This is a genomic window from Dapis hubbardiae BLCC-M172, from assembly GCF_050016015.1.
In the GTDB taxonomy this organism is placed as follows: domain Bacteria; phylum Cyanobacteriota; class Cyanobacteriia; order Cyanobacteriales; family Microcoleaceae; genus Trichodesmium.
Genome location: NZ_JBNHEQ010000158.1, coordinates 62,968 through 85,857, shown reverse-complemented (window position 1 = coordinate 85,857; position 22,890 = coordinate 62,968). Strand labels below are relative to the sequence as shown.

Here is a 22,890-nt window from a genome sequence, read left to right as displayed (position 1 = left end):
TTCAATTCCCGTGCGGTTTTAACCAGAGGTAATTATCAATTATCCATTATCAATTATCAATTAATGAACATACCTAATTCAAAAAAATAAGAATATTTACCTTCGTAGGGGCAAATCGCCATTCGCCCCTATATTTGGCCATTCGCCCCTACATTTAATGAGCGGCACTGACAACTTTACCGTTACTAAATTCTGATTCCTGCAACAAATCTAGATATTCTTCTTTAAAATAGTGCAACGTACTCAAAACCGGATTAGGTGCAGTCATTCCCAAACCACATAAGCTAGTATCTTTCACCAAATATGACAACTCTTCTAATTTTTCCAAATCAAGAGAAGTCGCCTTTTTGTTCAGTATCTTAGTCAGCAAAGAATACAATTGCACAGTACCCGTGCGACAAGGAACACATTTTCCGCAAGTTTCACCACGACAAAATTCCATGTAAAACTGCGCTACCTCTACCATACTCGTTTCCTTATCCATGACAACCATGCCACCAGAACCCATCATGGAACCCACACTACTGAGAGATTTGTAGTCTACAGGAGTATCAAGCATGGAAGCAGGAATACAACCACCAGAAGGCCCGCCTGTTTGCACTGCTTTCACTTCTCCACCAGGAACGCCACCGCCCATTTCTTCTACTATTTCTCGTAAGGTAATTCCCATCGGTACTTCAATTAAACCATTATTCCTGACTTTACCTGTGAGAGCAAAGATTTTTGTACCTTTGCTATCTTCGGTGCCAATACTAGCATACCAGTCTGCACCTTTTTTGATAATAGGAGCAATGTTGGCAAAGCTTTCCACATTATTAATTAGAGTTGGGCAACCCCAAATACCAGACTGAGCAGGATATGGAGGACGAGGAACTGGGTTGCCACGTTTGCCTTCTACTGATTGAATGAGGGCAGTTTCTTCTCCACAAACGAATGCACCTGCACCGATGCGGATATCAATTTTAAAGTCAAAAGGACATTCAAATATTTGACTACCTAATAGTCCGTATTTTTTAGCTTGTTGAATAGCTTTTTTTAAGCGTTGGATAGCGAGGGGATATTCGGCGCGAACGTAGATAAAACCATGATTTGCTCCCACAGCATAAGCAGCGATCGCCATTCCTTCTAATACTAAATGGGGGTCACTTTCCAATACACTCCGATCCATAAATGCACCGGGGTCTCCTTCATCACCGTTGCAGATAATATATTTCTGACCTTCTGGCATTTTGGCAACTGTTGCCCATTTTAAACCAGTGGGATAACCGCCACCGCCCCTACCTCGCAACCCACTGCGAGTAATTTCGTCTACTACTTCAGTAGGAGACATTTCATGTATAGCGTGATATAGAGATTGATATCCACCCACAGCTATGTATTCTTCTATGCGTTCGGGGTCAATTTTCCCTGTATTTTCCCTAACTATGCGGAGTTGGCGAGAAAAGAATGGATGTTGGGAGTCACCTTTGATAACTTCAGTTGTACCGCCATTGAGTGCCTCAATAATGCTAGCTGCGTTTTCAGGTTCTACTTCTTCGTAGAGGGTGTCATCAGGATCTATTTGTACTAGAGGTCCACGTCCGCAAGCTCCCATGCAGCCGACTCCTACTACTTGGACGCGCTCTTCTAGACCAAGTTTTTTGACTGCATTCTTCATATTTTTCATCACGTCTACAGAGTTAGAAGCTTGACAACCTGTAGATGTGCAACAGTGAACCCGAATGGTTTTTTGCTTGTTTTGTTCTGTTTCGGCAATGTCGAGCAATTCTTGATAGTCCATATTTTGTTCTCCTATATTAATTTATAGGTAGTCAGCTTGTTTTTGCTGATGTTAGGTTTTGCTTCCTCAAACTAATCTACCCTTATGACAAACTTTTAGCTGTGCCATACCACTTTGAATTATCAGTACCGAGAGAAAGTTTAATAGTTATTAGATGAGATTATTTCTTTTAGTTTCCAAGCCCAAAATTTACTGAAAAATTACTGGATGAGATGTGAAAAAAACTGTAGGGGTTTGGTTTCCAAATCCCATTATTTTGACTAGGGTTTGGAGACAAAATCCCTAGGATAAAATCTTACAACCTATTTTAGGATTGCTATATTTAAGATTATAGCAAGAAAACGGCATTTTTTTTCTGACTTATAAGAATTTATACAATCAAAAAATATCAACTTTCAACCAGATAAAACTTTCCCTAATTTTCTAATTATTTTTGACAACTGATAACTGATTTACCGACAATTTAAGGTATAAAGCCTCTTCATTCATGCAGAAAAAATTTCCTTTTAGGCAATCCTTCTATTACAAAAGAGTTAATTATTAATTATTAATTGTTTACCGAATAATTAAGGTATAAAGCCTCTTCTTTAAAGGAGAAACAATGAATTTATTTTTCTTTTATTCAATCCTCTTCCTTTGAGGGAGAGGTAATTATCAATTATCCATTATCCATTATCAATTATTGATCTTGCCAACCTTTAATTTTTTCCATCACCATTTCAGGAGTTTGTTTACCTGCAACAGTACCATCAAATACTACTGCTGGTGCAATTCCACAAGCCCCTATACAACGGGCAGCCATCAGAGAAATTTGATTATCTGGCGTTGTTTCTCCTACTTTAATTTCTAATTCTTTTTCTAATGATTTAACTACTTCTCCACCACCTTTTACATAACAAGCAGTACCCATACATACTACACAAGTATGAGCGCCATTAGGCTTCAGTGAAAAAAGATGGTAAAAAGTTGCTACTCCATAAACTCTACTTAATGGTAACTTTAAACCCCGTGCTACATAGGTCAAAACATCTGCTTCTAAATAGCCAAATGTTTCTTGGGCTTTATGTAATACCTCAATCAAAGAATCTTGACGATATTGATTCCGCTTCATTGTCATATCTAACTGTTTGAAGCGTTTATCGCCACTAGGATGACCCTTTTTTACTTGTTGAGAATCTTTGCTTTTAGTATCTTTTGTGGCAGTTTCCATATATGAATCTCCCTAAGCTTACTTTTATTGGTATTTGCTTCTAAATAATAACCAATATTTACTTTATTTTTACTGTCTGTTTCTTTCTAGCTAAGTTAGAATTTTACTTTCTCTATATTCTTGCATATTGCTGTTTTCTAGGAGAGCTTAATTTACATTTTATTACAATCTTGTTTATCTTATTTAATAAACAACTTCTTGATTGTTTAACTAAACTTAAGAAAAAGCTAAATATTCAACAATTATTCAATAAATTTGATAATATAAATTATTTGTTTTTATAATTAGGAGGTATTGTAGGGGCGGGTTTAGCCGAAAGCCTTGATATTTACAATTTAATCTTCAAAACCCGCCCTACACTTTCTTAGTATAAAGAGGGTGAATATATATAATTCATATGGTAAGCATTCAGCCGTCAGCTATAAATTATTAACTTAAGTAGGTAGGCAAAAAAAAGTTATAAAATGCCTAAGATGCGCATAGTCGCGAAAACTTAAACTTTATAGCAAAGAATTATTAATTATTTGCTGTTAACGCAGCAGTTACGACCCAGGAGGCTTGCGGACCGCTAATAGCTGTTAGCTCCGCATTCCACAGGAAATGCTTACTTCATAATCTAGATTATGCAAAGCTAATTAACCTTTTGTTTTAGCTCTATCGAGTCCAGCTTTTACCCAGTTAATACATTCATATTCAGACTGAAAAATTTTCGGAGCAGCAACATTAGTTAAACTATCAGGTTTATAATGGTCGTAAAAAAACTTATCAGCCTCTTGATGAATAATAATTAAATCATCATTATAAACGTATCTCAACTTAAAATAATCACCATGAGATTCTACATCAGAATTTTCAGACAAATGCGATTGAGCAACTTTAATTATTTTCTCAATGCTATTAGTATAAAAACCTGTATAATTTTCCCCTAGATGAAAATTTCCCTTATGTCCTAACTCAGATAATAACTTATATGAATAAATAGGATTATCGTTGGCGATCGCTAAGACATAAGGAATAATCAAATAACCTTGATAGGAAACTGAATTTTCATAAAGAAATCTATTTATCATGCTTGTAAAGAGAAGATTTATATAAAACCTGTTCTTGATGAGTATAAACAGTACAATCAGACAAAGGAATAGCTACACAAGTAAGAATATAACCAGCTTCTTTTTCCTCAGAACGCAAAAACTTTTGCTCACTTTGGTCAACTTCACCACTTACCAATTTGCCCAAACAACCAGAACAATTTCCTTGCCTACATCCATAAGGCAAAATAATCCCATAATCTTCAGCAATATCTAATATATACTCATCTTCTGGCACTTCAATAGTCCGATCTAAACCAATTTCTGCGTTGAGCAAACGAACTTGATAAATAGTCATTTCAGTTATCAGTTAATAGTTAACACTTAACAGTACCTCCTAGTGAAGGAGAAGACTTGAGACCTTATTTGATGGTCATTTTTTCACTCTAATTGTAGACTAACTTAATCCGAAAACACCGACTTATTAAAATCAATTATATCAAATCTGCTTGCTTTGGAGAATAAGCTTCTACTATCAGTTTTGGTAAAAACTCGTAGTTTGCTAGGGGTTGGGTGACCAAACCCCTACAGTATTGAATTGTACCTATATTACTTGCAGGAAAGATCCCGCACTACAGAGATTTAAAAAATTCCTAAGTATTTGTTTTAAGTTCGTTTAATTTTTCCCTAATAGTTTCGACTCGTTCGCGGTTAACACCTAAATCTGATTCTCCCAGACGGGAAGCGGAACGTACTTGAATAGCATTAGCATCTTCATCTACATAAAATTCCACATCATCCACATATCCCATAATTTTACTGGTAAACTCAGCATACAAATAATTTTCCTCTTCTTTAACAATATTAGTACGAGGCATTGATTCAATTATTTGTTTGATATTAGCGATCGCGGAGCGTGGTGTCAACCGTATCGCTATTTCTGGTTCAGAGTCATAACTCAGAGAAGCAATACCATGTTGTGCATCCTGACTGTAACTACTGACACAATTTGGACTACTCGGACAAGGTGCAAGTCGTCCAGAATATAAACCAAGATTATCTGGTCTGGTGCCGGCAAATAAAGTCAATTTACCAGCAGTAGCAATATTGATGCCGACAACAATGGCAACAACTACCAATAAAACTATGGTAATGTTAAACATTTTCTGAAATATGTTAGAAGATTTTTTTTCTGTTGTTTCCATAGTCTATTAGGGAAATAATTTGATTGAATTTACCACATATTATTTTATCCTGATAATAACAATTATTGTCTATCTTAAAGTCAAAAATTATATGAGTGACGAAAACCAAGCAATTTTAGCAGCAAATCAAGCATTTTATCGAGCTTTCGAGAAACGGGACATTGCAGCTTTGGATGGCATTTTGTCCAAGGGTATTAACACGGTTTGTATCCATCCAGGTCGTGCTGCCATTCGTGGTTTTGATAAGATTCGTAGTTCGTGGGATTTAATCTTTAAAAATATCGATTATATTGAAATCGATCTTGATGTTATTACAACGGAAATTAATGGAGATATTGGTTATGTTATTTTGGTGGAAAATTTAATGCAAGTGAATGGAGGGAGGAGAATAAAAGCTCAATCTATGGCAACAAATATTTTTGAAAGAATGGGTGGAAATTGGTATATGATTCATCATCATGGTAGTCCGTTGATTAAGTAGGGGAGTAGGGGAGTAGGGGAGTAGGGGAGCGGGGGAGTGGGGGAGTAGGTAGGGACGTTGCACAGGCAAAAATGCGTTTTCCGTTCCGGAATGCTCCGCAAACATGTCGCGTAGCGTTAACGCGCGTTGTGCGCCAGCTAAACGTCCGTACGGGAGTAATTTTTGGGCTACTCTCTTGCACAAAATGCTAACTTTTTGATTTTTCGGGAACCGTGCATAAAGAGCTGAAAAATAGGTACTTTTTCCAGTTCTAAAAATACTAAAACCTTTATCTGTAAATGCTTTTATATTTAATCAACAAGCCCTAATTAGTGTAGCGATCGCTCTTTCTGCTCAGGTGGACAAATATCAAAAAGTTGATGATTAATCTAGAGTAATTATTATTTGTCCATCCTACAGATTAATAAATATGAATTGCCAGCCAAATTGTTTCTATATTTGCATCGGTTGATATGATTTTATGTGGAGTTTTTGCCGGGATAAAAATATAGCTATCTTTGAATAATTTTGTTGTTGTTTGATTGATTTCTAATACAGCAGAACCTTGCAGCAAGATTACCCATTCATCTTCTTCTTGAATAAACTCTTCACTGACAAAATTCGGCGGTGAAATTATTTTGTTAATTTTGACATTTTTATGGGATAATAGATGATTAAATATCTCTTCCATGATTTTTGTAAAATTCAGTATAATAATGATAATTATAGAACTAATCCGTAAGATTCCCATTCTACAAAACTCTTAAAATTGTCCCGCATTTATACAATGCCATAGAAAAATCACTATTTACCCACCAGACTAAATTCTTATGTTTGAACAATTTACCTACCACAAAATCACCACTTCCAATGTCACCATTAATTTAGCAAAAGCCGGAGACGGCCCCCCACTACTACTATTACACGGCTATCCTCAAACCCACATTATGTGGCACAAAGTCGCCCCTACCCTTGCCCAACATTTCACTGTCATTTGTACAGACTTGCGGGGTTACGGCGACAGCGACAAACCACCCTCGGACCCCCAACATCTCACCTATTCCAAAAGAGTCACTGCCCAAGACCAAGTAGAAGTAATGGCAGCTCTGGGTTTCCCAAAATTCTTAGCAGCAGGTCACGATCGCGGCGGTAGAGTTCTCCATCGCCTCTTACTTGATCGCCCCGACTGTGTGGAAAAAGCAGCAGTGCTAGACATTGTACCTACTAGAAAAATTTTTCAAACTGTCAACCAACAACTAGCTACTGCTTACTCCCACTGGTTTTTTCTCCTCGAACCTAACAATATTCCCGAACGCCTCATCGGTTCCGATCCTGCATTTTATCTAGAGAGCAAACTAAAACAGTGGAGTGCTAACCAAGCAGGTTTTACTGAAACTGCCATAGCAGAATATGTTCGTTGTTTTAGCGACCCCGCGAGTATTCATGCTACTTGTGAAGACTATCGTGCTGCTGCTTCTATTGACTTAGAACATGATGAAGGAGATATTGACAGGAAAATACAATGTCCGTTATTGGTATTGTGGGGAGGGTTGGGAGTCATGGAAAAATGTTATGATGTATTAGAAACCTGGCGAGAAAGGGCGGTAGATGTGCGCGGTCAAGCTTTGCCTTGCGGTCATTTTGTGCCAGAGGAAGCGCCAGAGGAAACAACTCAAGCATTGCTTGATTTTTTTAGAGTACGGACTAGGGAGTAGGGAGTAGAGAGTACGGAGTAAGGCTAACGGGACTTTAGTGAAAACAAGGTAAAAAAAGGTTATAATATATACCTGACAAGTATTTGACGTTTATGAATCCCTGGAAAAAGTCCAATGAAAGAAACAATTTCAGTGGCCATGCCCTCTTGTTTCCATCGATGGTGCGTTCGCGGTAGCGTTGCGTAAGCAAATCGCTTTAATATCATGTCCGCTGGTATCGGAGCGTGTAAAAGTTTGGGAAAGAGCTACCATTAGTAAGGTTTTTCTTTCTTCCTTCTTCCTTCTTCCTTCTTCCTTACCGAATTATTAATTATTAATTGTTAATTAAATAATTTTGGTTTAAAGCCTCCCCTTTGAAGGGGAAAAAAAGAAATGATATTTCCCAATCTTCAATTCCGTAAAGGTTTTAACCAGAGGTAATTATCAATTATCCATTATCAATTATCAATTATTGAACTTCCCTATACAAGACCTATGCTACCGGACATGATATAACGAGGAGACGCGCTCGGAGTCCCACCAACCTTCAGCGCCAGGAGTGAATATAAGACCGGGTTGATTAATTTGTGTTGATTTCATCTCAGACATTATTTGCGTTCCAATGATTTAATTAAGGGATGACCGTTATTAAGTAGTTCCTTCAGTTGATCAAATGCTGTTGACTTTTGACGAACATGAGCATCAATAAATAAACCTATTGTTTCTGCCATGAGAGAACGAATTTCATCTTCTGGTTGAGTTGCAGGAAAGTCGAGAAAAGATGTACCAGTGGTAGAGTCAAATGGATAAGCAAAAGAAAAGTGGTTAGCTCCCTCGACTAACATCAAATAGCTATCATTTCTTCCTCCTGAAATTGCTTCGTGAAATGTCCGCGATACTGGTGTTGTGGCTTCTTGCCAAATAGTATCATAAAGGTTACTACTATTAGCAATGACTCCATCGCGAGTACCACCTATTAACAATACTGGTAGCAAGTCAGGGAGAGGTAAAATTGTTGCTGCTTCATATCCCATCATTGTACCTGCTGCTGTATGTACACCATAACCAAAAGCAGCTACCACTTGCGAGAAAAAGTTAGGACTAGCACTTTCTATTGCCACCCTGCCACCAGCAGAATGTCCACCCAAAATAATTTTTTGTAGGTCAAGCATACCAGCTAGGATGCTTTCTGAGTTTATGCGTTCCAACTCTGTTAGCAGTGCTGGTAAAGCTGAAGCAGTGGGAGCAGTACCATAAGTATCAGGAGCTAACATTGCAATATCAATGCCTGGTGTCAAACTAATTGTACCAGGAAAGTTTTCTGCAACCCAGGCAAATGTTACCACTACCATTCCCCGTTCAGACAACTTACAGCACTTTTGAGGATGGTGAGGTACACTTTATTAATACTCTATTGGCTGTTGCTTGTTACTTAAAGTCCTAAAAATTTGTACCTCACTAACTCCGAAACTGCTGTAATAGCTAGCCATTTGTAAAGTTCGGGGTTGGTGTTAAAGCCATTGAATAATATCACTACTGGAAAAGGAGCTTGTTGGCGATCAGCAGGTACAATACCCTGATTTTGTTCTTGTTCACCACCTGAAATTTTGCCTGGGTAAAAGACTTTTAGGTGAATAGTGTCGTATGGTGGTTGAGCGTTCTTAACTTTGGTCGCTCGGTAAAAGGCTCGAATGTTCATGTTACAATTGTTCAATGTTTTTCTACTATTTATGAAAATTTCTCATCGTGCGTTACGCTATTGTTAACACACTATACGAGACTGTTTCATCTTAAATGGTGCAATAGATGTAGGTTGGGTTGAGGAATGAAACCCAACAACTATCTTTCTCCCCTCCGACCGTACGGACGTTGCATGCAACGTCCCTACCTACTCCCTAATGCACTATTTTAGTTGAAACAGTCCACTACTGGATCGTATTTATGAAGCCAGTCTTCAAACTCCTCATTACTTCTGAATATCTCCTGAAGATATTTTTCGCTGTCAGGTTCATACGATCGCCTCCCCGTAAAAGCACTACGAGCTTGAATAATATGTGTGCGTTCTATGCGATGTTTATCATAGAGAGCTAATGCTGCTTCAAGGTTAGGAGCTTTTGCCAGGTACTCGGAGAGTTCGTAGCCATCTTCAAAAGCCGTACTTGCTCCCTGTCCAATAGATGGACTCATGGGATGAGCAGCATCTCCTAAAAGCGTAACTCTCCCCTTGGTCCAACTGGACAATGGTTCTCTATCCCATATCGGTCCTTCTACAATGATTTCTGCATCTGTTGCTTCCATAATTTCAGGCACAGGAGATGCCCACTCACCAAATTCTTTGAGCAGCCGAGATTTAATATCAGCAGCATTCCCTGAACTAGAATCATCTACACACAGCATTGTTGCTCCCCAAAATATATATCCGTCACCCACATCCATCAGCAAGATGGTCTTGGGTGTGGCTATCATTGTAGTCACTTCATTAGCACCAAGCAGTTCGTGACTATACTTGAGAAGACCACGCCAAGACATTCTACCTAAATAGCGAGGTTCGCCATCACCAATTAGTATTTGTCTGACAGCAGATTTAATTCCATCTGCTCCTACCACTAAGTCTACCTCTACTGTTTTTTTGCCCTCAAATTCTACTGTCACACTGTTATGGTTTTGAGTGAAGCCAACACAACGATGATTTAGGTGAATTATCTCTGGTGGAAGTGCCGATGCCAGAATTTCCTGTAATTTAGACCAGCGGATACTCAACAAAGGTTGTCCGTATTTTTCCATTAGAGTGATTTTTGTTTCCTGAGTTATCTCCCCAGTATTTTTCCGCAAACTTATGACTTTGAGTATGCTACCTGCTTGTTTCAATTGTTCTACTATAGTTGGTTCTATCGCCTCTAGTGCTTTTAAACCATTAGGGTTGATGGATAAACCTGCACCGACTGGGCGCAACTCTCTAGCTTTCTCATAGACATGAGCATCAATGCCTTGTTTTCTCAGAGCGATCGCTGTTGCCAAACCACCAATACCTCCACCGATAATGGCGACTTTCTCGACAACAGGTTTTGACGTTTCTATCATTTTGCTTGTTTCCTGCGTATTGGTATTTGTTATTATACTGTAACTGTTTTTTTCCAAGGTTTTAGACGGGACTCTGATTTTGGATCGTAATCATACACCCAATGTCGAAACTCATCAAAATTCTGCTGTGACTGTTGATTTGTTTGTTGAGTAGGTTGATAATAGCGTTTTTCACCCTCTGCACTACGGGTTTGAATAATTGCTGTACGCTGAATGCGTCGGTTGTCGTAGTTAGCAAGAGCAGTTTGTAAGTCTGGGAAATTACGCAAACACTCAGCAAGTTCATAAGCGTCTTCAAAAGTAGTATTAGCTCCTTGTCCTGCTGCTGGGGTCATTGGATGAGCAGCATCTCCCAATAACGTCACCCTACCATAACTCCATTGCTTCAATGGCAGTCTGTCACATATCGGCCCCTCCAAAATGCGTTCAGGAACTGTCTGTGCTATCAGTTCTCTTACTGGTTCCATCCAATTTGCAAATTCCTGGAGAACGCGAGACTTTGCTTCAGCAGCAGTAGAAGAAAGGGAGGAGTCTGGTAATAGTTTTCGAGCCAGCCAACTTATATTTCCTTCCCCAACATTGAGTAGGTAAACTATACTTTTTTCTCCTTTCATCAAAATGACTTCATCTGGTGGCAGTAGCTGATATTTGCGTTCGAGAACAGCTCGCCAAGACATACTACCAACATATCGAGGTTGCCCGTCACCAATTAATGTTTGTCTCACTGCGGAGTTTACCCCATCCGCTCCAATAAGTAAATCTGCTTGAGCGGTTTTTCCATTGTCAAAATGTGTAACGACATTGTTTTCATTTTGTTCAAAGCCAATACAACGATGATTCAGATGAATGACTTCTGATGGTAGTTCTGATGCCAGAATTTGTTGCAACCGCCACCACCAAATAATTAACAGTGGATGCCCATATTTTTCCATCATGGTACTTTCGTTAGTCCTAATTGTTTCTCCAGCACTTGTTTTTACAGTCACTCTCTCTACTTGACAACCGGAACGTTTTAGTGTATCTACTATACCAAGTTTAATCGCATCTAGGCATCTTAAACCATTAGGTTGCAAACCTAAACCTGCTCCCACTGGACAAAATTCTCTCGCCTTTTCATAGACATGGGCATCAATACCTTGTTTTCTCAGAGCGATCGCTGTTGCTAAACCACCAATACCTCCACCGATAATGGCGACTTTCTCCACAACAGGTTTTGACGTTTCTCTCATTTTGCTTGTTTCTTTTTTTTAGTATTTGTTGTTATATTACGACTTTTTCTTTCCAAGGTTTCAGACGCGACTCTGATTTTGGATCGTAATCATACAGCCAATGTCGAAACTCATCAAAATTCTGCTGTGACTGTTGATTTGTTTGCTGAGTAGGTTTATCTAAGCCTTTCTCACCCTCTCCTGTACGAGTTTGAATAATTGCTGTACGATGGATGCGACGGTTGTCATAGTTGGTAAGAACAGTTTGTAGGTCTGGGAAGTTACGCAAACACTCAGCAAGTTCATAAGCATCTTCAAAAGTAGTATTAGCTCCTTGTCCTACCAGTGGTGACATGGGATGAGCTGCATCACCCAATAACGTCACCCTACCATAACTCCATTGTTTTAATGGCAGTCTGTCGCAGATCGGCCCTTCTAATATCCGTTCAGCATCGGTTGCTTCCATCAGTTTCCGCACCGGCTCGATCCAATCAGCAAATTCTTTGAGGACACGAGATTTTACCTCAGCAGCAGTGCTGGAAACAGAGGAATCTGACAATACCTTCCGAGCGCCCCAGTACATATTTCCCTCCCCTAAGTTAAGCAGGAATAATATGCTTTTTTCTCCCCTCATAAGTATGACTTCATTTGGTGGTAGTAGATTGTTGTTCTTGTTATAATTAATCACAGTACGCCAAGACATACTACCAAGATATTGAGGTTCCCCATCACCAATCAATATTTCTCTAACTCTAGAGTTTACCCCATCAGCTCCAATGAGCAAATCTGCTGCGACAGTTTTTCCATTTTCAAAATGGGTGATGACCGTGTTTTCATTTTGTTCAAAACCAATACAACGATGATTCAGATGAATGACTTCTGGTGGCAGTGCGGATGCTAAAATCTGTTGCAAACGCCACCACCAAATAGTCAAAAATGGTTGTCCGTATTTTGCCATCATGGTAGTTTCGGTAGTTCTAATTGTTTCTCCGGTGCTTGTTTTCACAGTCACTCTCTTGACTTGACAACCTGAACATTTTAGTGTATCAGCTATCTCTGGTTCAATGGCATCCAGACATCTCAAACCATTAGACTGCAAACCTAGACCACCTCCCACTGGACGAAATTCCCTCGCCTTTTCATAAACATGGGCATCAATACCTTGTTTTCTCAGAGCGATCGCTGTTGCTAGACCACCAGGACCCGCACCAATAATGGCAACTTTCTCCACAACAGGTTTAGAAGTTTCTCTCATTTTGCTTGTTTCCTTTTTTTTGTATTTATGATTATACTGTAACTGTTTCTTGCCAAGGTTTTAGACGGGACTCTGATTTTGGATCGTAATCATACAGCCAATTTTGAAACTCTTCTTCTTTAGCACTACGGGTTTGAATAATCGCTGTGCGCTGAATGCGACGTTTGTCGTAGGTACTGAGAGCAGTTTCTAGGTCTGGACAATTGCCCAGACACTCAGCAAGTTCATAAGCATCTTCAAAAGTGGTATTAGTACCTTGCCCTGATGATGGTGGCATCAGATGAGCAGCATCTCCCAATAGAGTCACCCTACCATAACTCCATTGCTTTAATGGTAGCCTCTGGCAGATCGGAGTTTCTAAGATGCGTTCAGCATTGGTTACTTCGATCACTTTCTGTACTAATTCGTTCCAATTAGCATATTCTTTGAAAACACGAGACTTTGTTTCAGCAGGAGTAGAGGAAAAAGATGCTTCTGACAATACCTTCTGAGCAATCCAGTTCATATTTCCCTCCCCTAAATTGAAGATAAAAAATAGACTTTTTTCTCCCTTCATTATAATGGCTTCATCAGGTGGCAGTAGCTCCTCTTTATAGTCAAGAACAGCACGCCAAGACATACTACCAAGATATTGAGGTTCCCCATCACCAATCAATTTTTGTCTGACTACAGAATTTGCACCATCTGCTCCAATGAGTAGATCGGCTTGGGCAGTTTTTCCATTTTCAAAGTAGGTAACAACATTGTTTTCATTTTGTTCAAAGTCAATGCAACGATGATTCAGATGAATAACATCTGGTGGAAGAAATGATGCCAGAATCTGTTGCAACCGCCACCACCAAATAGTTACTGTTGGTTGTCCGTATTTAGCCATCGTGGTACTTTCGTTAGTTCTAATTGTTTCTCCACTGATTGTTTTCAAGGTAGTTTTCTGGAGTTGACAACCTGAATTTTTTAGAGTATTCAATATGCTTGGTTGAATAGCATCCAGGCATCTTAGACCATTGGGCATTAAACCTAAACCTGCTCCGACTGGACGCAAATCTCTGGCTTTCTCATAGACATGGGCATCAATACCTTGTTTTCTCAGAGCGATCGCTGTTGCTAGACCACCAGGGCCGGCACCAATAATGGTAACTTTTTCAGCTGTTTTTTTCATTGTCTTACACCAATTAACTATTTTGCACGACTCGGAGTATTCTAGCAATATACTCAGCCCTCCATTGCTCCCTTTCCTCATTTACTTGTGCATCTGGCTGATAATTTTCAATGTCTTCGGAGGAAATAATACCTTTAGCTATTACTAATTTTTCAATTGTATCTAGGCGTTCCCGCAATACAGAAACTTCTCCTGCTAATGCCATTATTATTGCCAGTAATTTATCGTTATCTGTGTTATCTAAATAAACTGGTCGTTTACCTTTTGCTTGTTTAGGAATCATCTTTTTTTTTGTTTGTCTTTTCGCTCTAAATCTTACCAGAATTATGAATTATGAATTGAAATAGAAAGTTTAATAATTCTCAATTCTACATTTTCAATTCTCATATAGGAATCATCTTTTTTTTGTTTGTCTTTTCGCTCTAAATGTTACCAGAATTTATAATTTAAATACAAAAGTTAATAATTATCAATTCTCAAATATTAGTACCAACAATAATGAATGACTGTCTGCCATTATTTTGTTCGAGCAGTGTTTCAATGAGACTATCTCTGGAAAAACCTGCTTCTCGTGCGACAGCTACTAAATCTAAATCTCGCATCGCACTCCAGAATGGTTCATTATTATTAGTTGTTTCTTCATCGTAGAGGAAGGCAGTATATAAATCTAGATGACGATATAAACGCGCATCTTGATGTATCATTATTCCACCTGGAGCTAACAAACGATAACTTTCGCGGAAAACATTTCTAATTGCTGGCACAGGTATTTCATGTAGGAAAATATGACTTACTACCAAATCAAATGATTCATCTGGGAAGTTAGTCTTCTCGGCATTCTGTTGGCTAAAATGCACTCGTTTTCCTAAAGATTCTGCTCGTGCATGACCATAGCGTAATATAGCAGGAGCTAGATCGATACCATAAACTTCAGCATTTGGGTAAGCATCTACATAAGGCAAAGTGTTAGCACCTACTGTACAACCCATGTCTAGAATTTTGGTAGGCTGAAAATTTGGGTATTGCTGCTTCAAGAATTTATGGATAACTGTCTGACCTCTGACATCGCGAAGAGACTCAGGGTTTCTCATGGCAATATGAACTCCAAAATCATAGATAGCACCAGCAGATATATCATCTTGAGTGTATTCGCCGTTATATCCTCCTGGCATACAATGAGTATCTACAGCAGTTTGATAGGTAGGAATTTTTAATTCCGGGTTTAGGGTAAGTGTTCCCAAGGGTACTGCTTCATCCTTTGCTCGTTCTACTAATTCTGGTAATTGACGTTCGACTGTAGTAACTGCTGATTCCCACATCATTTCTTGGGTAGTACGTTTGCAGCTACTGTACCACTTATAGTATTGTTGTTGCTGCATCCCCTGCCGAATTTCATAACGATTTTTAGGGGAACGTTGATTTTCTTTTTCAAATTGGGGTTTGACAGTCTCTTCGTAAACCAACTTTAAGTCATGTCGCATTTTGCTAGACAGATAGTTTCTTAAACTTCTGACAAAGTTTTGTCTTGCTAACTCATCGTGATTTGCTTGTGGAAGCATAGAATGAGTCAATTTTGTGTTCATAATTTTGTCTTACTAAAACGCTGACGAATATTTTACCGACATCCTTGCAGTTAGTCAATAAACATTTCCCGAAAAGAATGTAAGGATGTTCTCAAAGTATAGAAACCGGGTTTATTGCCCTGATTATTTAAACCACGAAATTTCCTAAATCAACCCGGTTTCTATGTAGTCTAAATTTACTCCTTTTCCCTTCTTCCTTCTTCCCTAATTAAGAAATTCAGAATCTAGTTTCATACTGAATTGACAACACAGCATTATCATCAAAATTACTACCTCCACGGAGGCGCACTTTATCATTAATTTCATAATCCAAAGACAACTCTGTTGCATCAAGTATAGTCGCGGATACTCCAAATTTATCAGTTACGTCAATACCAACTTCTAAACCCCAACCCAAACTAGAAGCACGTTGCGAGCCACTTTTAGGAATAGTCGCAGGAAAGATCCGAAATTCACTTAATCCCGTGGCTTCAATAATATCTTGTTGGATGTTACTAAATAGAGCAACACTTGCTACATTTGCTAATGCTAAATTTCTGCCCGCACTAAGAGTATCAACAATATTACCTCCTAACAAACTAACTATTTGTGTTTCCGAGCGTTCCGGAGAACTGGTCAACTCTAGGTTATCTTCTAATTCTGACAGGGGTCCTTTTGCTGTTGCCATAATCTCGACTTTTCGGCTACTATTCAATGTTCCGGGTGATGGAGCATCTATTGTTTCAGCCGAAAATGCCGACGCATTTCTTGGTGCTGATGAGCCACTAGTTTCAAAAGCTGATGCTAATAACTGTATATCTAAAATGGGGTCAAGTCCGTTATCTGGTATGAATTTAGCTGTATTGTTATAGTTGCGATCTAAACGTAAATCTGTACTAAATAAATTAATTGTACCTGCTTCTAAGTTAATTGTACCACTGGGACGAATATCGCTAAGGGTGCCATTTATTTTTAAATCACCTATAGCTTGAAAATTCGCTAGTCCTGGACTAATCATTTGTAGGCTATCTGTTAAAGTTACTTGGAAATTATTCAGACCGATCTCAAATTCTCCCAAGCCAAAGCTTGCTCCATCTGTTTGATTTTCTCCAGTAGCAGCAAACTCACTAGCTAAACCTGCTGCTTCATTTAAAAATACCTTACCTTGGGATACTTCTACGTTACCACCAACGTCTGGTTGCAAACCTGCACCTGTAATTACTACTTTGCCATCAATACCAGCTTGAATGGCTTTTTGAAAGTTTACGTTAAGTTTGTTTAAGGTAATTGTCAGAGGGTTATTGATATCTGGGTCTTCGCTACTAAAAGGTTCCAATAGTGGTAAAGCACCAACAACTTCAACTACACCATCACTAATATTTCCTTTAATTTGTTCGACTTTAACGCGATCGCCATTAAATAAAACTGTCCCTCCTAAGTCTGTTAAAGCTTCAGGAAATGCTGCTGCAGTGATACTAACATCTACAAATTTGGCATATCCCTCTGCTTGTGGTTGTTGTAATGTTCCTTTTAGCTTCAACAACACATCTCCTTTTCCTGAGTCTACAGTTACCTGATCAGTCAAAATATTTACTATTTGAAAGGCATCATCTTTGACATTTACGCTAACGTTAATTATATCGCTGCCTGCGGAAACTGTAGCGAAGGGTAATTCAATGGGTACATCACCTCTATATAAAATGGGGTCTCCAATTATAGAAAGACCGCCACCAAAACGCAGTCGTCCAGCTCTGTAACTAAAATCTGTTTTGGCGTTTTCAATAGGTTTTTCGTTTAAGGTTCCATCTATTATATTGATGTCACCTATAGCTCTGGGGTCTTGATAATTTCCGCCTAATTCTGTTTCTAAATTTAACTTTCCTGTAATATTGATATTTGGCGGTACATAGCTCTGAGCAAACTTTTGTATTTCTGCTAAGTCTACATTTTTGAGTTGTAATTTCCCAGTTTGATTTTCTAGACTCAAGTCTCCATTAAAAGCTAAGAATGCTTCTCCTGCTTTCACTTCTAAAGGTTTGACTGTCAAAATATCATTTTCATACTTACCCTGTACGAGAAAATTATCTATTTTGTAAATTCCCCAATTCCAACCACTACCTTTGATATCAAATTTCCCATCAATACCAGACTGCAAAGATCCTTCTGCCATTACTTCTCCCGAAAAAGTGACATCTAGATCGGCAAGAGGTGGTATTGGTATGGGGGAGTTTGGTTGTTCACTTTCTTGCTGTTGTTTGAGCAACGCTTGAATTTCGGCAAACCGACGCAACTGCATAATTACAGACGTATTTTCTGGAAAACCTGCTGCTGATGTTTGTACATCTGCTGCACTAGCATAATTTGGAGTTGCTATACCTCGCCCAATATCTTCTAAGTCAAACCATTGGAGCGCAGTCAAAATATCTTGCGCTTCTCCTTTTTCTATATTGAGAGTCGCTGCAAATTTGGGGTTGGTGGGTGAATTAATATCAACCATTGCTTGCAAGACATATCGACTTTCACCTAATAACAATGTGCCGTCATTAAGATTTGCTTTCCCTTCTCCATAATTTATTTTGGCGGTGAAACTTTCAGCATCTATGTAACCAATGCTAGGTTTTGCTACCTCTAAATTTCCATCTGCTTTAATAGAGTTAATATCGAATGTTCTCAAATTAGATAGAGCTATTTTTGCTGATGTTTCTCCAGAAACTGCACCGATACCAAATTGCTCTGCTGGTGCTATACCTAATAAACCAAGAGGGAATTTTTCTAATGTTACTAAAAAGTTTTCTCCTTCGGTAACTCCTGCAAGTTTTGCTTGGTCGCGTTTAACTAAGAAAGCAGTGGGAAAATATGTCTCATCTAACACCAATTCCAGACGGTCATTATTACCAGCAATTTTAACATTTACTCCCTGAGTAATTCCAGCATTCAAAGTACCTGATAATTCTGAATCGAAATCTACTGCATTTACTGCTAAATTTCTTAAAGCTACATCACCAACTAAGTTTAAATCCGCAATAGATTCACCGATAATTTTACCATCAAAATTGACTCTACCTGTTAATAATTCCTCGGAGGGCTTGGAGACCAAGCCCCTACGGGATAAATCTTCTGTCAACTTGTCTATTGGCAGAGACGCTAAATTAAAATCCGACAAATTAACGTTAATATTAATTCCAGAAATAGCTGGAGGTTTTTGTGCTGGAAAATCTACACCTACTATTCCATCAGCACTAACTTCTGGCGGAATAGTAACTTTTTCTATTTCTATTTGTTTCTGATTCCAACTAAATAAACCATTGAAAGATTTTTGAATAATTGGTAATTCTGAAAGTGTTAATTTTGCTTGGGCTTGAATTGCTTCTGGAGTTAAATTTGCTAGACTTCCTGATAAGTCAATCTTGCTATTAAATAATCCTCCAATTACAGGTAAATTTTCGGCTTGACCTAATAATTGTTGAGCCTGTCTAATCGCAGCAACCGCTGGTTTTGCCTCTTCTTGTTTTTCTATTGCTGCGGAAAACTGCTCTAAAGGAATTTCGTCTCCTACTACAACAGCTTGCCATTTTTGACCAACTAATTCCCCATTAATATTTACTGCTCCACCCTCAGCAAAAATTAGTTTTCCTTCTGCTTCAGCAGCTATAGCTTCTGGGTTTAAATTATCTAAATTTCCAGCTACTTTCGCATTACCAAGAATATTCCCATTTATTGTGTCTAAAGAACTTAAAATTTCTGGGGAAACTACTCCTATTTCTTTAGCTATTTTTTTGACAAAACTTAGAGGGATAGGGTCAGCGATCGCTACTCCTTCAAAATTTCCTTTATCTAATTTACCAGTAGCATTAATTGTGTTATTTCCAATTATTAATTTTCCACTTCCATCAGCAGCAATAGCTTTAGGATTCAAATTATTTAAGTTGGCAAATATGCTGAGATTACCAAAAAGTTCTCCTTCTATTCCTGGTGGTAAAGTTGCGCTAGGGGGAATGGCAACTAAACCAGTTTTTCTGATTGTTTGTTCTAGACGACGTAAACCAATTTTGTCTGTTTCTACATCAGCAAAAAAGTTTCCTCGATTCAGTCTTCCATCAATATCAATTTCATTACCATCAATAAATATCTTACTTTTAGTATTTGCGGTTATTGCTTCTGGAGATAAATTTGTTAAACTTCCAGACAAATTAGCATTGAAATTTACTTGACTATTTAAAGATTTAACAGTCGGAATTTGAGTTTGTATAGTTTGGATTTGATTAGGTTCTACTGGTATTAAACCTGATGTTAAAATTGACTCACCTAAATCTAAAAGAGGATTTACTGCTAATTTACTGCTATTCACTGAGGCTTGAAAATTTCCTTGATTTAATCTTCCTTCAGCGTTAATTGTTCCTCCAGCAATAATAACTTTGCCATCTCCATTAATAGTAATTCCTTCAGGAGTTAAATTATTAATATTTCCAGATACCGTCGCTCCACCTTGAACTTTTCCATCAGTATTTCTTGGTAAAATATTGCTTCTGAGAGAAACTATTCCTGTTTGTGCAAATAATTTTTCTACGGCAGTTAGAGCTATTTGATTTGTGTTAACTGTGGTTTGGAAATTTCCTCTATTTAAGTTACCTGTGGCGTTAATTGTTCCTGCTTCAATTTTCAGATTTCCGGTTAAATCTCCTGTGAGATTTTCTTTTAAAAATTCTGGGTCAAGGTTCGTTAAATTTCCTGATAAGTTAACCTTGCCATTTAGCAGACCGTTGAGAGATTTTACTCGTGGAATATTTGTCTTAATTAGATTTAATTGTTGCTGGTCAGTGATGATTCCTGAATTTACCGCAGATAAGCCTAAATCTAGTAAAGGATTAATTGGCAATTCTTCAGTATTTACTAATGCTTGGAAACCACCATTATTAACTTTGCCACTAGCATTAATTATGCCATTAGCAAGATTAACATTCCCGTCAAAATTACCTGTTACTCCTGCCAAACTTAAATTATTTAGATTCCCAGATACAGTTCCTTCACCATTAATTCTGCCATCAGTTTGACCAGATAATATTGGATTAGGACTTATCAGAATATCTGAATTTCTGGCAATTCTTTCTAAAGAACTTAAACTGAGTTGAGTAGCTGTTCCCTTTCCTTGCCAATTACCATTATTTACTTCACCATTCAGATTAATTTGACCACCAGCAATATTAGCTAGCCCGCTCGCATTTCCATTAATACTATTAATTGAAAACTTACTTGTCAGACCAGAAAAATTTGCTTTACCATTAACAAGACCTTCTAATCCTGATGGTAAACCCAAAGGTTGTAAAGGTTCTAAATTATCTAAATTAATTTGATTAGCAGTAGCGTTAATTTGCCAATTTTCCAAGTTAGCATTGCCATTAATATTAACCGTTCCGCCACCAATTCTGACAATAGTATTTTTAATATTTGCCTGACTATTAATAATATCAACTGCACCACTCAAAGGATAAACCGCTTTTGGTAACTGCCATTGAATTTGCCCTTTAATAGTTTCTAGCGGACCAGCAATTTTAACATCCGTAGAAAAGTCACCTATGGGAAGAGGTGAAGTAAAACCATATTGTTGAGCGATCGCTTCCACTGGTAAATTTTGCACCCGCAAGTCTAAGTCAACTATTGGGTTAAATTTCGTTTCTTGTTCCTGATTCTGTGTAGATGCTGAATACAAATGTAGGGACGTTGCATGCAACGTCCCTACGTCCTGACTTTTAACTTCCTCCGACTCCTGACTCCTGACTCCTTCTTCCAGAATAACAACTCCTTTTCCACTAATTTTACCTCCCACTACTGGATTAATTTGTAAGTCGGAGAAACCAGCAGTCACATCAACAAGTTGAAAATCTTGATTTAACTCAGGACTAATAGTAAACTTCGTAGCGATATCTTTAAATCTTAACCTGTCAACTCTTGTAATTTCCGTACTCTCTATTTTTCCTGACACCACTGGTTTGAGTAAACTTCCAGAAAGGTTAACATCAGTTTTTACTTCTCCTTCTACCAAAGGTCTGAATTCTTGAATTTGACTACGAATTTGTTGAAGTTGCTTTCTCGTTTCTGCTGATGTAGTGTTATTCGAGAGTAAATTAATTTCTCTTGTCGCAGTATTAAACAGAGTGTCGAAAGTAACAGGCAAAACTTCCGCCTGCAAATCAAGTTTAATATTTTCTAAGTCTAAGTCTCTTGCTGTTTCCGCTGCACCTCGAACTTTTAACCCAATGTTCCCGTAGTTCGCATTTAAGTTTTCGACATTAACTTTTGGCCAAGCAATATTAGCAACCGTATTTAGGTTAACTGAGTTGCTCAAAATATCAGTATTAGCTTTCAACCGCTGTAAGCTAACCTTTCCTCTAGCATCCTGCAAAATATCTGCAATATTTTCAGATATTTTAACCTGAGCGCGGAGGTTCGCATCTAACTCCCCACTTTCTACATATATATCAGGAATATTTTCTATAGCTAATGCTAAAGGAGCAAATATTGGCAATTGCAGTTTTTTTGCTACAACATCAGCATCAATAACGGAAGTTTTAAGATTAGCATGAGCATTAACTTTAAAATTACCACCATTTAAAACCTTGCCATTAAGATTTATTAACCAACGTTCTTCTTCATCTTCAGCGAGAACTTCGCTTTTGCTTAAATCTAACAGAATGGGAGTAGCAGATTTTCCCTTTGCCGACGGCTCAATAGTAACATTTAGTTTGGGGAAACTTAGCTTTTCAATGTCAATATCTAATGGTGGAGGAGGTAACTGTGCTAATTGTGGTATGGCAAATGAACCATTAGCTTCTTGCTGTACAATTGCTTGAGATTCTCCGAATGTAATATCCAGTTTTACGGTTTTGAATAAAATTGGTCCAAGAGGAAATGTGACTTTGACTACTTCTGTAGAGGCACTAATTGAGTCAGTTGAGGTCGCAGGTAGGGACGAAGGGCCAAATTCTATGTAACCGAGGCCAAACTTTCTGAGTTCTCCCACTTGGACTGGTCTTTGCATTAGTCTGGTTAGACTGTCACTGACCATTGGAGCTAATCCTTCTTTGACCCACCAACTTACTGCTATTCCCCCTGCTACTGAAACAGTAACTAATCCCAGACCACTAATAATTATTATTCGTCTCCATTTTCTGGGGGTGGAAAGGTCTGTTTGGTCATTGGGATTTTCTGGGGTGCTTGTCATAAGTAATTCAAAAGTTAAAAGCTATAGTT

General features: G+C 38.2%; 17 protein-coding genes. 2 read left to right on the top strand and 15 right to left on the bottom strand.

Annotated features, from left to right (window positions below; translation table 11 throughout):
* Positions 1–154: 154 nt before the first annotated feature.
* The 5 genes from ACP6PK_RS13985 to ACP6PK_RS13965 all read right to left on the bottom strand — a co-directional run bounded on the left by ACP6PK_RS13985 (position 155) and on the right by ACP6PK_RS13965 (position 5,223).
* Complete coding sequence (locus ACP6PK_RS13985; protein WP_426560123.1) at positions 155–1,780, bottom strand: NuoF family protein; 1,626 nt, start codon at positions 1,778–1,780, stop codon at positions 155–157.
* Between the two features lie 679 nt (positions 1,781–2,459).
* Complete coding sequence (gene hoxE / locus ACP6PK_RS13980) at positions 2,460–2,990, bottom strand: bidirectional hydrogenase complex protein HoxE (protein WP_094677727.1); 531 nt, start codon at positions 2,988–2,990, stop codon at positions 2,460–2,462.
* 635 nt (positions 2,991–3,625) lie between these two features.
* Positions 3,626–4,060 carry a hypothetical protein gene (locus tag ACP6PK_RS13975; RefSeq protein ID WP_094677725.1) on the bottom strand — a complete coding sequence of 145 codons (435 nt, stop codon included), beginning with the start codon at positions 4,058–4,060 and terminating at the stop codon, positions 3,626–3,628.
* A complete protein-coding gene (locus tag ACP6PK_RS13970) occupies positions 4,050–4,376 on the bottom strand; it encodes a 2Fe-2S iron-sulfur cluster-binding protein (protein WP_426560122.1) in 327 nt (108 codons plus the stop codon). Before ACP6PK_RS13970 ends, ACP6PK_RS13975 begins: the two co-directional genes overlap by 11 nt.
* Before the next feature lie 295 nt (positions 4,377–4,671).
* Positions 4,672–5,223 carry a DUF1499 domain-containing protein gene (locus ACP6PK_RS13965; protein ID WP_426560121.1) on the bottom strand — a complete coding sequence of 184 codons (552 nt, stop codon included), beginning with the start codon at positions 5,221–5,223 and terminating at the stop codon, positions 4,672–4,674.
* Positions 5,224–5,314: 91 nt separating this feature from the next.
* On the opposite strand from ACP6PK_RS13965, the gene ACP6PK_RS13960 reads away from it, so the two are divergent.
* A complete protein-coding gene (locus ACP6PK_RS13960; protein ID WP_094677741.1) occupies positions 5,315–5,704 on the top strand; it encodes a nuclear transport factor 2 family protein in 390 nt (129 codons plus the stop codon).
* A 400-nt stretch (positions 5,705–6,104) separates the two neighbouring features.
* On the opposite strand, the gene ACP6PK_RS13955 is transcribed toward ACP6PK_RS13960, so the two are convergent.
* Positions 6,105–6,374, bottom strand: coding sequence for a cupin domain-containing protein (locus ACP6PK_RS13955; RefSeq protein WP_246844561.1), 270 nt, complete (start codon positions 6,372–6,374; stop codon positions 6,105–6,107).
* A gap of 139 nt (positions 6,375–6,513) precedes the next feature.
* On the opposite strand from ACP6PK_RS13955, the gene ACP6PK_RS13950 reads away from it, so the two are divergent.
* Positions 6,514–7,398 carry an alpha/beta fold hydrolase gene (locus tag ACP6PK_RS13950; protein ID WP_426560120.1) on the top strand — a complete coding sequence of 295 codons (885 nt, stop codon included), beginning with the start codon at positions 6,514–6,516 and terminating at the stop codon, positions 7,396–7,398.
* Positions 7,399–7,985: 587 nt separating this feature from the next.
* Here the strand turns inward: ACP6PK_RS13950 and ACP6PK_RS13945 are convergent.
* The 9 genes from ACP6PK_RS13945 to ACP6PK_RS13905 form a co-directional block, all read right to left on the bottom strand.
* The gene (locus ACP6PK_RS13945; RefSeq protein WP_426560119.1) at positions 7,986–8,723 is read right to left on the bottom strand and encodes an alpha/beta hydrolase; all 738 of its coding nucleotides are present in this window, start codon (positions 8,721–8,723) and stop codon (positions 7,986–7,988) included.
* 86 nt (positions 8,724–8,809) lie between these two features.
* A complete protein-coding gene (locus ACP6PK_RS13940) occupies positions 8,810–9,076 on the bottom strand; it encodes a hypothetical protein (protein WP_426560118.1) in 267 nt (88 codons plus the stop codon).
* A 209-nt stretch (positions 9,077–9,285) separates the two neighbouring features.
* On the bottom strand, positions 9,286–10,458 hold the full coding sequence (locus ACP6PK_RS13935) for an FAD-dependent oxidoreductase (protein WP_426560117.1): 1,173 nt from the start codon (positions 10,456–10,458) through the stop codon (positions 9,286–9,288).
* Between the two features lie 32 nt (positions 10,459–10,490).
* Positions 10,491–11,687 carry an FAD-dependent monooxygenase gene (locus ACP6PK_RS13930; protein WP_426560116.1) on the bottom strand — a complete coding sequence of 399 codons (1,197 nt, stop codon included), beginning with the start codon at positions 11,685–11,687 and terminating at the stop codon, positions 10,491–10,493.
* Between the two features lie 31 nt (positions 11,688–11,718).
* Positions 11,719–12,921: an FAD-dependent oxidoreductase gene (locus ACP6PK_RS13925; protein WP_426560115.1), complete on the bottom strand. Its 1,203-nt coding sequence runs from the start codon at positions 12,919–12,921 to the stop codon at positions 11,719–11,721.
* A 31-nt stretch (positions 12,922–12,952) separates the two neighbouring features.
* Complete coding sequence (locus tag ACP6PK_RS13920; protein WP_426560114.1) at positions 12,953–14,080, bottom strand: FAD-dependent oxidoreductase; 1,128 nt, start codon at positions 14,078–14,080, stop codon at positions 12,953–12,955.
* A gap of 13 nt (positions 14,081–14,093) precedes the next feature.
* Positions 14,094–14,363, bottom strand: a complete 270-nt coding sequence (locus tag ACP6PK_RS13915; protein ID WP_426560113.1) for a hypothetical protein — start codon at positions 14,361–14,363, stop codon at positions 14,094–14,096.
* A 193-nt stretch (positions 14,364–14,556) separates the two neighbouring features.
* Positions 14,557–15,663 (bottom strand): class I SAM-dependent methyltransferase, encoded by a 1,107-nt coding sequence (locus ACP6PK_RS13910; RefSeq protein WP_426560112.1) that lies wholly within the window; start codon positions 15,661–15,663, stop codon positions 14,557–14,559.
* 217 nt (positions 15,664–15,880) lie between these two features.
* Positions 15,881–22,861, bottom strand: a complete 6,981-nt coding sequence (locus ACP6PK_RS13905; RefSeq protein WP_426560111.1) for a translocation/assembly module TamB domain-containing protein — start codon at positions 22,859–22,861, stop codon at positions 15,881–15,883.
* Positions 22,862–22,890: the final 29 nt, after the last annotated feature.

Excerpts from the sequence above, each read along its gene's own strand:
- ACP6PK_RS13970 (WP_426560122.1), bottom strand. The coding sequence starts at position 4,376 with ATGACTATTTATCAAGTTCGTTTGCTCAACGCAGAAATTGGTTTAGAT.
- ACP6PK_RS13975 (WP_094677725.1), bottom strand. The coding sequence starts at position 4,060 with ATGATAAATAGATTTCTTTATGAAAATTCAGTTTCCTATCAAGGTTAT.
- hoxE (WP_094677727.1), bottom strand. The coding sequence starts at position 2,990 with ATGGAAACTGCCACAAAAGATACTAAAAGCAAAGATTCTCAACAAGTA.
- ACP6PK_RS13935 (WP_426560117.1), bottom strand. The coding sequence starts at position 10,458 with ATGATAGAAACGTCAAAACCTGTTGTCGAGAAAGTCGCCATTATCGGT.
- ACP6PK_RS13940 (WP_426560118.1), bottom strand. The coding sequence starts at position 9,076 with ATGAACATTCGAGCCTTTTACCGAGCGACCAAAGTTAAGAACGCTCAA.
- ACP6PK_RS13915 (WP_426560113.1), bottom strand. The coding sequence starts at position 14,363 with ATGATTCCTAAACAAGCAAAAGGTAAACGACCAGTTTATTTAGATAAC.
- ACP6PK_RS13955 (WP_246844561.1), bottom strand. The coding sequence starts at position 6,374 with ATGGAAGAGATATTTAATCATCTATTATCCCATAAAAATGTCAAAATT.
- ACP6PK_RS13965 (WP_426560121.1), bottom strand. The coding sequence starts at position 5,223 with ATGGAAACAACAGAAAAAAAATCTTCTAACATATTTCAGAAAATGTTT.
- ACP6PK_RS13985 (WP_426560123.1), bottom strand. The coding sequence starts at position 1,780 with ATGGACTATCAAGAATTGCTCGACATTGCCGAAACAGAACAAAACAAG.
- ACP6PK_RS13910 (WP_426560112.1), bottom strand. The coding sequence starts at position 15,663 with ATGAACACAAAATTGACTCATTCTATGCTTCCACAAGCAAATCACGAT.
- ACP6PK_RS13920 (WP_426560114.1), bottom strand. The coding sequence starts at position 14,080 with ATGAAAAAAACAGCTGAAAAAGTTACCATTATTGGTGCCGGCCCTGGT.
- ACP6PK_RS13960 (WP_094677741.1), top strand. The coding sequence starts at position 5,315 with ATGAGTGACGAAAACCAAGCAATTTTAGCAGCAAATCAAGCATTTTAT.
- ACP6PK_RS13925 (WP_426560115.1), bottom strand. The coding sequence starts at position 12,921 with ATGAGAGAAACTTCTAAACCTGTTGTGGAGAAAGTTGCCATTATTGGT.
- ACP6PK_RS13950 (WP_426560120.1), top strand. The coding sequence starts at position 6,514 with ATGTTTGAACAATTTACCTACCACAAAATCACCACTTCCAATGTCACC.
- ACP6PK_RS13905 (WP_426560111.1), bottom strand. The coding sequence starts at position 22,861 with ATGACAAGCACCCCAGAAAATCCCAATGACCAAACAGACCTTTCCACC.
- ACP6PK_RS13930 (WP_426560116.1), bottom strand. The coding sequence starts at position 11,687 with ATGAGAGAAACGTCAAAACCTGTTGTGGAGAAAGTCGCCATTATCGGT.